Annotated in this window: 10 protein-coding genes; 3 read left to right on the forward strand and 7 right to left on the reverse strand. The window is 40.0% G+C overall.

From position 1 onward, the window contains the following. Positions 1-473 precede the first annotated feature (473 nt). Positions 474-899, forward strand: coding sequence for a nuclear transport factor 2 family protein (locus B879_RS17745; RefSeq protein ID WP_083847960.1), 426 nt, complete (start codon positions 474-476; stop codon positions 897-899). A 294-nt stretch (positions 900-1,193) separates the two neighbouring features. On the opposite strand, the gene B879_RS21915 is transcribed toward B879_RS17745, so the two are convergent. Continuing rightward, the gene (locus B879_RS21915; RefSeq protein ID WP_009186598.1) at positions 1,194-2,924 is read right to left on the reverse strand and encodes a fibronectin type III domain-containing protein; all 1,731 of its coding nucleotides are present in this window, start codon (positions 2,922-2,924) and stop codon (positions 1,194-1,196) included. A gap of 256 nt (positions 2,925-3,180) precedes the next feature. Continuing rightward, on the reverse strand, positions 3,181-4,839 hold the full coding sequence (locus B879_RS21920; protein ID WP_009186599.1) for a hypothetical protein: 1,659 nt from the start codon (positions 4,837-4,839) through the stop codon (positions 3,181-3,183). A 346-nt stretch (positions 4,840-5,185) separates the two neighbouring features. Here B879_RS21920 and B879_RS17760 point away from each other — a divergent pair, with 346 nt between their 5' ends. Further along, positions 5,186-6,280, forward strand: a complete 1,095-nt coding sequence (locus tag B879_RS17760; RefSeq protein WP_009186600.1) for a T9SS type A sorting domain-containing protein — start codon at positions 5,186-5,188, stop codon at positions 6,278-6,280. Between the two features lie 5 nt (positions 6,281-6,285). Here B879_RS17760 and B879_RS17765 read toward each other — a convergent pair whose 3' ends face one another. Together B879_RS17765 and B879_RS17770 are read right to left on the reverse strand one after the other, a co-directional pair. Then, the gene (locus tag B879_RS17765) at positions 6,286-7,797 is read right to left on the reverse strand and encodes a T9SS type A sorting domain-containing protein (RefSeq protein ID WP_009186601.1); all 1,512 of its coding nucleotides are present in this window, start codon (positions 7,795-7,797) and stop codon (positions 6,286-6,288) included. A 411-nt stretch (positions 7,798-8,208) separates the two neighbouring features. Further along, positions 8,209-9,237, reverse strand: coding sequence for a T9SS type A sorting domain-containing protein (locus tag B879_RS17770; protein WP_238542163.1), 1,029 nt, complete (start codon positions 9,235-9,237; stop codon positions 8,209-8,211). Here B879_RS17770 and B879_RS23255 point away from each other — a divergent pair. Then, positions 9,224-9,481, forward strand: a complete 258-nt coding sequence (locus B879_RS23255; protein ID WP_238542164.1) for a hypothetical protein — start codon at positions 9,224-9,226, stop codon at positions 9,479-9,481. The genes B879_RS17770 and B879_RS23255 overlap by 14 nt on opposite strands. A 387-nt stretch (positions 9,482-9,868) precedes the next feature. Here the strand turns inward: B879_RS23255 and B879_RS21925 are convergent, their stop codons facing one another. The 3 genes from B879_RS21925 to B879_RS22685 all read right to left on the reverse strand — a co-directional run bounded on the left by B879_RS21925 (position 9,869) and on the right by B879_RS22685 (position 14,668). After that, a complete protein-coding gene (locus tag B879_RS21925; protein ID WP_009186603.1) occupies positions 9,869-12,085 on the reverse strand; it encodes a glycine-rich domain-containing protein in 2,217 nt (738 codons plus the stop codon). A 395-nt stretch (positions 12,086-12,480) separates the two neighbouring features. Further along, positions 12,481-14,223 (reverse strand): transcription termination factor Rho, encoded by a 1,743-nt coding sequence (rho, locus tag B879_RS17785; RefSeq protein WP_009186605.1) that lies wholly within the window; start codon positions 14,221-14,223, stop codon positions 12,481-12,483. A gap of 292 nt (positions 14,224-14,515) precedes the next feature. Then, complete coding sequence (locus B879_RS22685) at positions 14,516-14,668, reverse strand: hypothetical protein (protein ID WP_157231691.1); 153 nt, start codon at positions 14,666-14,668, stop codon at positions 14,516-14,518. Positions 14,669-14,692 lie beyond the last annotated feature (24 nt).

Here is a 14,692-nt window from a genome sequence, read left to right on the forward strand (position 1 = left end):
AGCACACATAGCTTCCCCTGTATCAACCGCCTGATTTTAAAATAAAGGTTTGCTGTTGCCCAGCTATGTTTTCTATGTTTCTATCCCGCATGCGGGACAAGTTGTGGCAGATAAAAAAGGATTTTTGTGGTGGTTCAGGTTTTTTTTGGACAACATAGTAACATAGCCAACATAGTTAGGCTGTAGCTGGCGTGGTTTTTAGTATTGGAACGGCCTGGCTCTGATGACCGTATTATGTGCCGGATTTTTGCAATGTATTCTATGTTCTATATGGCGGATTTTTTCAACCTCAAACATAGTACATATAGTAAGAACCAACTGTCAGGTCATAAAAAGGCTTGGTGTCGCCAATTTATCCCCAATGCATGGGACAAGTTGTTTTATTAAGTCACTTTCCCAATTAGGAGAAGGATCTCTTTGGATAGCTATCCTTGTTTGGTTAATTTGCCTACTGATACAGAGACCAATTGAATATGAAAAAAACATCCATCCTTCTCCTACTTTTTATGATTAGCACTACTGGATTTTCCCAAAGCCTGGAGGAAGAGAAGGCTGCTATTGCCAAAACCATACAACTGTATTTTGATGGGATGATGGAAAGGGACCGGACCAAACTGGATCAGGCATTTGATCCTTCGGCCAGGTTGATCGGGTACCGGGGTGAAACCTTTACGGTTACTCCCTATGAAGAATGGGCTTCCGGTACTGCCAGGGGAGAAAAAAGAAATCCAGCCGATTTCAGCAACCACCTGATCGAAGTGGAAGTCAAAGGATACACCGCCCTGGCCAAGACGGAACTCTACTGGCCCGGCATCTACTATTACGATTACCTCACCATGGTCAAAATCGATGGGGACTGGAAGATTGTACACAAGACCTGGTATGAGGAGAAGCGGTGATTAATCGTACCAAGTACCAAGTACGATGTACCAGGTAGTTCCCTAATTATTACTAGCTAGACTGTTTAAAATTTGTTTCGCATAAATTAGCTTTTAACGGCAATAATTGATTGCTTTTGAAGCAATTATTTTATCTCACTTGGTTCTTTTTACTTTTGCCTTGGCTCTTACCATTAATTTTACATTATCCAAACCCATATGCATTCGCTTAATCTAAAACATCCGTATTCTATTTAAACAAAAAAACCCACCGCCCTGAGGCAGTGGGAAACACGTTAAAAAAATGGGATATTTTTATTGTTTTAAAACCTTGATATGCTCAACTTTTTGCCCCCATTGAATCTCTACCACAAAGACCCCTTTTGGAATGCGGCTGACCATTTGGGAAAGTTTGTCATTCATCTCTGATTCAGAGCGAACAGATACCGCCATGGTCTGGGCGCTTGGATGTACCAACCTGAAGGTAATGGCCTCTTCATCGTATTGATCCCTATCGAGTAGGCTAATTCTCAACTCATTATTCGTAGAAGGATTAGGAAAGGCCCGCCAAACTCCTGTGGTAAATTCTACACCAGGCGTTCTGATGGATAGCACATTGGAATAGTGCGCATTTCCGTTCATATCCACCTGCTTCAAACGGTACAACACATTGGCACCACCTAAAGGAAGCTTATCGTCTTCAAAAGCATAATCCATCAATACATTGCTCCAACCCGCGGCATTTACCTCTGCAATTTTTTCAAAATTCAGTCCCTGCGTAGCCCTTTCCACTTCAAAATGAGAGGATTCCCATTCTTTGGTGGTAGACCATACCAGCTTGGCTGATCTTGACTCATTCAACAGATTAACTTGAAAATCTGCCAATTCAACCGGAAGGATTCTAGCTCCTAGGTCAAAAAAATCAACCCTGCAAGTTCCAGTTACATTATCAAAAGTTGTCAACTTATAAGTTCCAGCAGCAAGATCTTCGATTCTTGCAGATTCTGAATAAAATTCCGGATTATCTACTGAAGACCAAAAGTAAAAAAAGTCTCCATTCGCAAAAGTTACTTCAATACTACCAGTTGCAAGGTCTTCCCCAGTTTCAGCATCTCTTTCGGAATCATTTCTTTCACTTCCACTTATTACAGAAGCTTCTGTCAAAGCTAATGGCACAATTATATTATCAACAATCACTTCTTCCCCAACCAAATCACCTTGGGTAATAACCAATTTAGCATTAATAGAGGTACCCACATTCTGATCTCTTAACCTTGGGCTGAATTCATCCACATCTATTGTTTCTGATCCAATTTCAAATTCCCAAGAAGCATTATAAGTTTGGGTTGGATTTCCTCCAAAAAGGGAAGTGATAATAAAAGAAACATTTGTCCTATCAAAATCCTGCTCAAAACATTCAAAAATGGGAGCAAAGGAATAAGCCAAAAGGCCAACTTCAATTGGGATAGAATTGGTGGCGTTCAGACATTGTGCGGCAGGATAACTGTTACATGTATATCCATCCCTAAGATTGTTATTATTGTTACCACCTCCACCACCACCTGGAGTCCAAGCGACTAATGGCCGGGACAACTCATAAAATTCATTTTGACATTCAACTTGGATTTCAGGAATAGGAATAGTAACGATACAAGATGCACTATTACATGGACTGATTGTCCCGACAAATTCGTTGATATATACAGAACTTATGGGTTCCCCGTCGGGATCATTACGATTCTTCTTTACAATATCCGCAATGACCCGAAAATTATTTATGTTACTATTTGCATTGGAAGTATATAATAGAGAAATATACCTTGGACCGGTTCCTGAACAAATATCAGTATTTGGATTCCCATCAGCATCACTGAAATAAACATTCAGAATAGAATAATTCTGGGCATTACCCTTACAAATCGTACAATCTTCCTCTCTTAAATCCGGCTTTGGATTATTGGGGTCAACTTGATTTTGCCCAAATCCTTCCAACCCCATCCCAAGGGTCAAAAGCGTGAATACAATAAACTTAAAAATCGGCCTCATTTTGATATAGTGTTTTTTGTATTACAAATATATTTTATTGTTTTTTACAAAACAAGTCAAACACTATATTTTTTGCATTTCATATACTTTTTTTTGCTTTTTGAATTTTTCAGGTTTTTAAATGTGCCTATATGGCTCAAAAATTGACTTTTTGAAAATGAAGGAAAATTGTATTAATGTGATTTTTTTCGAAAAATTGAGCATAAAAAAAACCCACCATCTGGGACAGCGGGCTTTTTTCACACTTAAAAAAAAATTAGTACTTCTTCAACACCTTGATATGTTCGATTTTCTGTCCCCATTGGACTTCGACCACAAATACGCCTTTAGGCATCCTGGAAAGGCCGCCGGAAAGTGCCTCATTCATGGCAGTTTCAGAGTCCACAGTTAATGCTGGTGTCTGCATCATTGGATGGATTAAACGGAAAGTAATGGGTTCCTCGTTATATTGGCTGGCATCGAGCAAACTCACCTGCAGGGCATTGCCATCCGTAGGATTGGGGAAAGCCCGCCAAACCCCCTGGGTAAATTCCATGCCCGGAATCCGCACCGATAGCACTTCTGAATAATGGTAATCCCCATTGAAATCCACTTGCTTGAGACGATAGAGTAAATTCCCGCCCGTCAGGGGCAGCATCTTGTCCTCAAAAACATATTCCGTCAATTGGTCACTCCAACCGGCTGCTTTCACCTCTCCTACTTTCTCAAAATTAATACCCTGTGAGGCCCGCTCTATCTCAAAATGGGAAGCTTCCCATTCTTTGGTAGTGGACCAGGTGAAGAATACTAATCTTAAAGTTTCTGAGTAATTTAATTTAATAGATTTATAAATTACAGGGAGTATTCGTGAACTAATACTTAAATCATAAGTTCGACAAGCTCCTGTATCTTCATCAATAACGGTCAAAAAATATCCTCCTCCCTCGACCCCAACTAACTCAGGTTCATCACTTATAAATGTTCCATCCTCTGATGTCCAAAAGAATCTATATGATTCAGGGATCAACACTCCATCTTCTAAAGTGATTGAACCATTCGGGTTTTCTTCCGCAGTTCTCTCATCATCTTCTCTTTGATAATTGAATAATAAAATTTCATCAGGAATTATAATATCCTCAAGGTCTGTGGGATTATCAGATGGTGTCGAGTTTATCTCTAAATCTGAACTAATGACATCTGTAGATTCCAAATTTGAAATAGTGTACGAAAACCCTCCATTTACACCAGTATTATCTAATACTCCGTTTCTCTGGATATTCCAATTAATTTCATAAGAACGATCACCCCCTGCCAATGTGGTTATAAAAAAAGTAACACCAAACTTACCATCTTCATCTATTAAACATTCAATCAAGTAATCATAATTATATAAAAATCCATCTACACCTACCTCGAAAGATTGATCAAAAACATTACACAATCCAGGGGGATAATCACAAAGATTATCAACAGCTGTACTATTTGCCGTCCAAAAAGCTTGAGTGTTAGTTAAGGTCAAATTTTCATCATTACAATTAAAACCTGATGGAATATCGACTTCAAATTCTAATGTTCCTAAATTATTACCTGTGGTTCTTGGAACCTCAGATTTAAATAATTCAATTTTCTCTATTCTATTGTTTTCAGGAAGTAAATTTTTTGCTATTAAAAGATCTGTTAAAATATTAAGATTATATGTAGTCACTTGCGCTGTATATTCAATTTTTATCCAAATTTTTGTTCCTGATATACAGTCATCAACTCCAAGTCTTTCCCCGTCCGAGTCAGTCAAGAAAACATTTTGAATTATAAAACTTCTTCTTGTGTTTTGGTTTGGTTTACAAACATCACAGTCCTGCCCATACCCCTCACCAACCAATCCAAACAATAGGATAGGCAGAAATATTAAATACAATCTATAGCTTAAAAACTTCATTTCACTTAGGGCTTATCAATTATAAATAATTGAATTTCAAATATATGATATTGCAGTTGAATAAGAAAGCAAAATCTGCAAAAAATATATTTTTATGCATTTCATATCGTTTAATTTGCTTTTCTTTATGTTTTAAATACACTTTAAAATAATTTAATTTTTTTTTCAGATTGTGCTATTTTTCTTCAATTCGTATTATAAAACCTTGATAAAAAACATAATCCATTTTTTCAGGGGTCATCCGCAATTTTCTAGATGCAAAAACAGAATTTTAAATAGGTATTTTTTTTAATTGCAAAATATTATTCTTATTACTACCTTGTATGCTCAAATAGGCCCTAGTAATATGTATCTCCTCCAAAAAAATACCTTGACGGCTATGGCTGTCAGTGCATTATTCGTACTGATTTTTTCCAGCCATGGGGGATATGCCCAATGCAGTCAGAATAATTTTGCCGTAATCGAACTGCAGTTTTTGGATGCCAATGGGAAAATTTTTGACCCAGACCTCCATCAGCCGGGAGACATCGTTCAAGGAAGGGTGTACGCCATATTCAGTGGTTCTTCCACTAATGCCTTTTTCCCTTTACAATTTAACTATACAGAGGAAATCAACGGGGTCATGGACTCAAGTCCCTCGACTAACTGCGTTCAGAACACCACCGGAACAAGCACGAATGCCGTTCCCAAAGGCGAACTGGTTTACCTTTTTGAATATGAGTTTGTGTGGGGCAGTGAAACCTTCTTTAAGGACATCTACATGACCTGGAGAACCAATGATGGCCAAACGACTTGTAGGGCAAATGATGCCAACGGTCAATGTTTCTCCAGTCCTGAAGGTCTAAGATTAAGTGCGGAAATCAGCCCATTACCTGTGGTATGGCTGGATTTTTCCAGTCAAGTAAATAATGTGAATCAAACGGTACAGTTGAACTGGTCCACAGCAAAAGAGTGGGACAGCGCTCATTTTTTAGTCCAAAGGTCAGAAAATGGCATTGAGAATTTTCAGGATATAGGAAGCGTTAAAAGTGTGGGTTGGAGCGAAACGGTAAGTCATTATACCTTCTCTGATGAGCAACTCCCGCAAAACAGCAAGCGGCTGTATTACCGACTGGTACAGGTTGATATAGATGGAAACAGAGAAATGAGTAAGACCATTTTGGTGGATACCCCACTTGCTTCGAAAGCCCAACAACACTGGCAGGTTTTTCCCAATCCCATGCAGGACAACTCCCTTCAATTGAATTTCAGGGGGGCTCGTATTCCAGACCAGGTGGAAATCCGGATTTTTGCTTTGAGCAGCAACAAAAAAATCACCATTCAACCCAGAGGGCGGCATACGGAAATCGGGCACATGCTGCAGGATTTTCCAAAAGGCGTATTGATCATGGAAGTCGTTTCCGCTGATACAGTGGAGAATTTCAAGATCATCAAAAAATAAGCGCATCAATGTTTCAATACCCTGATCTGCTCATTTTTATTGCCCCAACTGACCTGAAGGAGATAAACCCCTTTTGGCGCATTCGCGATTTTTTCGTGAATCTGGGAGGAAAGGTCTTTTGTGTTTTTCCCTGACAAGATGATTGGATTGGCACTTGGACTAATTAGAACGATCTGTATTTCTTGTCCGCCATATTGTCTAGGATCTACTAACTCAAAGTTGAGCCTATCGCCATTGGTTGGATTTGGAAATACCCGCCAAACTCCCTGCGTAGTTTCTACAGAAGGAATCCTTACCGATATCACTTTGTAAAACACTTCATTCCCTTCAAAATCCACCTGTTTTAATCTATATAACCCATTACCCCCTGCCAGAGGAATCTCCTTATCTATAAAAGTATATTCGGTTTTACTATCTTTCCAGCCCATGCCCTGTACTTCAGCGATAGTTTCAAAATCATTAACTCCCGTCATAGTTCTCTGCACCTCAAAATGGCTGTTCCCGTTTTCATTGGCTGTAGCCCAGCTGAGCGTAACTTTCCTCTCCCTACTTTCAAACTCACTTTCGAAATACAGGTAACTGACCGGCATGATGGAAAAATTACACAATATGGGATCATCAAGAATTTCATAGATGGCATCATCATCAATGTTGGATATTTCTTCAGGTTCAGGACGCATCCCGCAAACATATACCTCCCCTTGTGTGGTAATGTTGATGGTAGAACCCCCATTGACCAGAAAATCGGTATAAATGGTCAAAGATGCTGTTTCTGTGACATTAAGATTTCCCCCTTTAACCTCCACGCTTCCTTCAACGACCACTTCACTGGCACCTGTAATATTCAAAGTAGCATTCCCGGCAATGGTAATCCCCCCTTCTGGATCAGAAACATACACATTGGCTCCACCCGATGTGGTGATATTGTTTGTAGCCCCAGCCACATCAATACTTCCTGTCTCAAAACTTCCAGCAACCAGGATATCTGACCGGTTGCCCCTCATCTTGGTTTCACCCAAAACAGTCAAGCTACCGCCAGCACGCACATCTATGGTTACATTTCTACCATTTAAATCCAATTCATCAAATATAGCCTCAGCCCCATCATGGATAATCAAATCAAAATCGTTTTTTACCTCTACCACTTGGGCAGTTAATACACCTGCAAAAACATTAAACTTGGTTGCACCCGAATTAGAAGATGTCAAATTGCCGTTTATTGTCAATGATGCATTCATATTTAAAGTAAAGCCATCCCCAGTAGCCATATCCCCATTAATGGTCCTGGGATGATTCAAATTAACCACTACAGCACAGTTATTTGAAATCCTTTGAAATGGAGGCACGTTGGGAACAGTTACATTTCCGGAACATGTTCCAGTTCGGGTCCAACAAGCGGCATCCGACCAAAGTCCAGAAGAACAGGGTTGGGAAGTATAAGTAATCTGGGCACTGACCATGAAGGTCAGTGCCAAAAAATTGAATAAAAATAAGGTGATAAAATAAAATAATCTCATAAAACAGCTAAAACACAATTTCCAAAAAGTATCAATAAAAAGGTTTTTTCATGTAATTTCTATAAATAATTACTTATACTTTCATTGGATACAATTGAAAGGTTTGGAAGCGAGACATTTGATTTACTTAATGCTTCCTTTCACTTAACAATCGAAAATTGGCTTAATTATTGGAATATGTCAATTTATTAAAATATTATTTTCATTATTTGGGCTACAAAGCATTTAATAGAAAAAATAATGCAAATTAATTTATTTGAAATCAAAGGGTAAAAATCAGTAAAATTGACTTTTTCTAATACTTCAGCCTGAACAGACTTTCCGAGTACAGATAAAAAAGACCTGTCAGGTTTTCAAAACCTGACAGGTCTGTATAAATATTCGAAGTAATGTTCGTAAACGATAATAGCCCTATTGCTTCAAAACCTTAATATGTTCCACCCTATTGCCCCAAGTGATTTCAAGGATATACACGCCCTTTCCATGCACATTCACCAAGCCAAGGACTTCCTCCCCTATGGCTTGGGTAGTATTCCCACCAAGAGGTTTTTTTCCTGCCAAAGGCGTAATCAGGTTGGCGGTCAGCGTTTCTCCATTGTACCGTTTAGGATCCAATAATTCTATGCGGAAGGCATTGCCATTGGTCGGATTGGGAAATACCCGCCAAACCCCTTGGGTAAACTGCATGGAAGGCACCCTAGCACTGACCACCTCCGAATAGGCAAAATCCCCATTGAAATCCACTTGCCTCAATCTGTAGAAGATATTTCCTCCTGTCAAGGGCAACTGTTCATCGGTAAAGAAATACTCCACCGGCATTTCGGACCAACCTGCCCCCTTAACTTCTCCGATCTTTTCCCAGCTCCTGACCCCGTTCACTGCCCGCTCAATTTCAAAATGGGAGTTTTCCCATTCCTTAGCTGTAGCCCAATTTAACCTCACCGCCCTTTCTTGGGCCAAGAATGTTGATTTGAAGTAAAGGTATTCGACAGGTAATATGCTAAGGCTTAATAATTTACATATTTCGCTCAATTGAGCTCTATTTGTCCAGGTAAAGTTCCCTGATCCACCCGGTATAGCTGGAGTGAAATCTGGACCACAAATCTCAGTTTCAACGGGTGTATTTATAACTAATCCAGCACCTGGTAAATTAATATTTGCATTTCCAATTTGAATTTCAGCTTCAGGACTTAAGTTAAGAACCACTCCATCAAATGTATATGTGTTTCGGGGTGGCCTGTTTCCAGCGCCAGTATCATCCGAATCAAAAACAATTTTTCCATTGCCTTCAACACAAATATCTACATTCTCCATGGTAGAAATCCAAGCTAAATCTAAAACAGCATTATCCCTTACAATAATACACCCCCTATCTGTTGGACTAAAACCACGGATAATAAAAGCTTCTCTATTGCCATCATTTCTTATGCCCAATGTCATATTAACTCCAGAATTAACTATTACTCCTTTAAGCGTTACTGTGGCATTTGTTGTCCAAGCATACACCCCTGGCCCCCCACTAAATCCAACAATTGAACTTCCATCATCATTAACATTTACATTAATACCTGAAGGATTATTGATTGTTCCACCAGCTGTCAGACTTCTAGATATGGTAGGTGAACATGTTGGACAATTGGTCTGCGCAAAAATTATATGGGTTGAAAAAATAGCGGAGAAATAAAACAGCCATGCAATACTTTTAGCAAGTTTTAGGGACATATAAAGATGTGAAGATGTTCATTTATTCGTACACAAATCTAGATCAAAAAAAAATACAAAAAAATATTTAGGTCATAATTAATTGCGCTTTACAGTAAAATATATGCTTTTTTTAACTAAAAATATATCCTAATTAAATAGTTTAAAACTTGGTTTATTACAATTTTTGGCGGATCAATTAGTTTTTGATGCCATAAATGATCCCGTATTGCCCAACTTTCAAAAGGTTGCCCAATTGTTTTTAGAATACATGAATAGAAAGGCTAAGGCATAAAAAAACCCTTTAGGCCTGACCTAAAGGGTTGAAATCTCTCTCATTGAGACTTTAATTGACTTTATAATAGCCCTACTATTGCTTGAGGATTTTTATCTGCTCCAATTTATTCCCCCAAGACACCTGGGCAACATACACGCCTTTGGGCGCTTGATTTAATTTTTCCTGTAAGAATGAAGAAATGGCATTTAAATCATTGCTTTTGAAAATATAAACACTAGAACTCGGAGATACCAATTTGACCGCTATATCCTCGCCAGCGTATCTGTTGTAATCCAGTAGATCAAGCCTTATCTGATGACCGTTGGTAGGATTGGGAAAAACTCTCCATACGCCCTGATTGGCTTCTGTCGCAGGTAAACTGATGGAAACCACCCTACTGTAATTATATTCTCCTTTAGGGTTCATTTGCTTGATACGGTAATACAGCATCCCCCCTCTCAATGGAAGCATATTATCTGTAAAATACAATTCACGCTGCGTACTGATCTTTTGCCAATTTTCCACGTTAGCAATACTCCTCTCTACCTCAAAATGTATTTCCTCATTTGAATCAGGGATCTGCCAAAATAAGTCCACCTTCCTTTCATGTTCTAAGAATTTGGCTTCAAACTGAACAAAATCAATGGGAAGAATTCCAAAAGTGATGCGAAGCACTACTATACCGGCAGATCCGGCCCCGCCTAAATTCCTACCTGCACCGCCGCCTGAACCGGTATTAGAACGACCTGGGCCTCCCAGCCCATTAGCAATCGTACCTTCCCCATCACCCCCTAAAACTATTCCTGAAAAACTACCGCCAGTTCCACTCCCATATTGATTAGCAGGATTTCTGCCCGTGGAGCCCCCTCCGCCTCCAAAAGCATTTTGAATATTGGGCACATTACTAAGTATATCAAGGGCGATACCGGCGCCCCCAACTCCTGGATTGTTATTGGCTCCGTTGGCCCCCGCACTACCAGCTCCACCGCCGCCGCCGCCACTAAGTATATTTCCATTAGGTCTTCTCCCACTTCCTCCTACATTGGTATTATTACCACTATTTGCTCCTCTGTTTCCCGCCCCATTTCCAGCTCCATTGTTAGCTCCAGCACCTCCTCCTGATCCTCCAACGCCTCCATTTCTTGCCGCGGCGGAGGAAGATCCTCCTCCCCCTCCACCTAAAGCAACCAATCCAAAAAAGGAAGAAACATTCCCATTGCTGCCTCGTTGACTTGTCATGGATGAGCCTGCTCCACCTGCCCCAATCACAACTGGATAAGCCGAACCAACAACCAATGGAACTGCATCCCTTCTTCTAATCTCCCCGGCACCTCCACCTCCCGCAGCTTCTCCATTTCCACCACCGCCACCACCGCCAATAACTGCAACAGAAATATCTATGATCTCTTCACCTGATGGCACAGCCGGAACCACAAAAGTGTCTGAACAACTGAAAATATACACAACATCATACCCATTGCTGGTCTGCAATATTTCCTGTTGTACGCAATTACGCGGTGGGCAAGTGCCAATGGACGCCCCTCCTGTAATGGCAGTTCCTGAAGGGGCTTTGTTTATATACAAAGGAGATCCTGCTGCTCCTAAATTATTTCCGGTAATCAACCCATTATTTGAAAAAGCACCGTTTACTGTAATGCTGTTACAATGATTGGAGTTTAGATTGCTTATCTGACTGTTATTGTTCATTTGTAAGGCACCTCCAACCACCAGGTTACCTGAAAAATTGATCGTGGTATTAGCACTTACCACCATAGAACCATCTATACTTGTATTGCCCTGTAGGGAAACGTTCGCATTGCTATTAAAATTAACAGCTCCTGTAATCGTTAATATACCATTGCTGTTCAAAGTGGAATTACTGGATATGGTTGTATTTCCTGTAATTGTCATTTCCCCAAAATTATTGACAACTTTATTGGCATTGATATTCCCTGAAAAAGTTAACTGACTGTAATTATTAATGGTCCAATTGCCATTAAAGGGATTATTGATCTGTAAGAATCCAAAATTATCAATCCTGGACAAACCAGATAACTGCTGGGCATTGCCGCTCCAAGAGGCTCCATCCGCTATACATATGGCAATATTATTTCTATTGTTAAAAGAGATGGGGATGGTTCTATTTCCTGAAATACAAACCGTACTTCCATTAACGATCGTCCCAACGGGAGCATCATTTCCATTTATTGTGACCGTACAACCACCGCACTGCCCCTTTACAGTATGAATACTAAAACCACTGGTTAAAAATACCCAAAAACAAACCTTTAGAATTAAATCAATCTTCATAAAACAAATGATTACATCATGAGTTATGCTGCCCGCTAAAAACTTTTCGCGGGACTTGAAAATAATTAGGACTTAGCCCAAGAATAATAAAATTCTTTAAAACGATTACAGTGTAAATATAGGACATGTTTTATTAATATAAAAATATTTTTTCATTAAAAAATACAATTAACTAATTTAAGATTATAAATTACATTTTTCGCCATACAAAGATGCACACCTACTTAAAATACTTAATCTATAAATACTAAAATATAAAAAATGGCCGATAAAAGAGATGGGCCACCTTTTTTGTTAAATATTTTTAAATTCTGAAAAATTCAAAAGGTTTGAAGTAGGCAATAAAAAACCCGACAGTTCTGCCGGGTTTTGAAAATTGTATTTTTCGAATCTAATTACCCATTCATGGATATCAAAAACTCCACATTGTCTCTTGTGCCTTTCATACGCTGCAAGAGGAATTCCATGGCTTCCTGAGAAGTCATATCGGACATCAGTTTTCTCAAAATCCAGACACGCTGCATCTCTTCCTTGTCCATCAAAAGGTCTTCTCTTCTGGTTCCGGAACTTGGTACATCGATGGCCGGATAAATCCTCCTGTTGGACAACTTCCTGTCCAAAGCCAACTCCATGTTACCTGTACCTTTGAATTCTTCAAAGATCACTTCATCCATCTTGGAACCTGTTTCCACCAAGGCAGTGGCGATAATGGTAAGAGAACCGCCGTTCTCCACATTCCTTGCCGCTCCAAAGAAGCGCTTAGGCTTGTGCAGGGCATTGGCATCCACCCCACCGGAAAGGATCTTGCCGGAGGAAGGCACTACCGTATTGTAAGCTCGGGCAAGACGCGTAATGGAATCCAAAAGGATGACCACATCATGACCGCACTCTACCATTCTTTTGGCTTTCTCCAATACAATGGAAGCCACCTTCACATGTCTTTCTGCCTGCTCATCAAAAGTAGAAGAGATCACTTCTCCTTTTACACTACGGGCCATATCGGTTACCTCTTCCGGTCTTTCATCGATCAAAAGTACCATCAAGTGCACTTCGGGATGGTTTTCCGCAATGGCATTGGCGATCTGCTGCAACAATACCGTCTTACCGGTTTTTGGTTGCGCCACGATCATCCCCCGCTGTCCTTTACCAATAGGGGCAAATAGATCCAAAATCCTTGTGGAGTAATTATCTGCTCTTGTGGAAAGATTCAGTCTTTCTTCCGGAAATAATGGGGTGAGGTACTCAAAAGGTATCCTGTCACGGATTTCCTCCGTCGTCTTCCCATTGGCACTGATGACTTTCAAAAGAGCAAAGTATTTCTCTCCCTCTTTTGGTGGACGGATGGAACCTCTGATATGGTCCCCTGTTTTCAGTCCAAACAATTTGATCTGGGAAGGAGATACATAAATATCATCCGGAGAGGCCAGGTAATTATAATCCAAAGAACGCAGGAAACCATAGCCTTCAGACATAATTTCCAAAACGCCTTCGTTCTCGATGATCCCTTCAAACTCCCGCGTACTTACAAAAGGTTTCTTCCTGGATGGAACAACTTCTGCAGCTGGAACATGGGCCTCTTCCATGTCCTTGATATTTTTTCTTCTCGGAAGTTCTGCTTCGGACTCAGCCGGTGTTTGAGTTGCAGGAGCAGGCGGAGCAGGCTCGACTTCCACAACTTTTCTTCTTGGACGGATAAACTTCGGTTTTTCATCATCCTGAGGTGCTGGCTGAGGTACAGGGGCAGGGCTTGGCTTTTTGCTTTCAGTCTTTTCCTCTTTTTTCTCGGGTGCTTTCTCTTTTGGAGCTGCCTTGGCCTTTGCTTCGGATTTTTGGGCAGCTGCTTTTTCAGCGGCTTCCTTTTCCGTTACGTTTTGTCTTCTAAACTTGGGTTTGCTTTCTTCCGTGGCTTCTTGGGGTGATGAAGCTGGACTTTTTGATGCTTTTGCTTCTGGCTCTGCTTCTACAGCTGAAGGCTTTTTCTTGGGGAGGGCCTGTTCGGGAGTGATAGCCTGTTGATCAAGGATGGCATAAACAAGGTCATCTTTTTTGAGGTTTTTGAAGTTTTTGACACCCAATTCCTCCGCGATTTCCTTCAATTCAGAAAGAAGTCTGATTCTTAATTCTTCTATGTTATACATAAAAAGCTTATGGTATTAATTTGATACTAAGATGTGTGAATAGTATAAGTTGATTGTATTGAGTATTACTGATCTGAATGAAAAAGATATCCAGGAAAGTATAAAATCCAAGGGGTGAGGATTTTGATATACTGTAACAGCACAATATTAAGGGATGAAAATTGAATACGCAAATTTTAACCACAAAAGAAAACAAAAGAAACCTAGTTTCCATACATTTCATGAACTATGTACCAAGTAGCTATCTTGTTCAAATGTTCACATGAACACGTTAACTGTTAACTGTTAACCGTTAACTCTGAACACTGAACCCTGAACCCTGAACCCTGAACACCATGAACCTCCCCCTCCCTAAGTCACTCAGAAACACATCACTTTTGCCTTTTACCTTTTTACTTGGCTCTTTTTCCAGCCCTACATCCTGGTCCGTCGCTAAAATGATCAAAAGGGATTATTTTTTTTACGCTCT

Origin of the sequence: Cecembia lonarensis LW9, assembly GCF_000298295.1 — a bacterium.
GTDB classification, from domain to species: domain Bacteria; phylum Bacteroidota; class Bacteroidia; order Cytophagales; family Cyclobacteriaceae; genus Cecembia; species Cecembia lonarensis.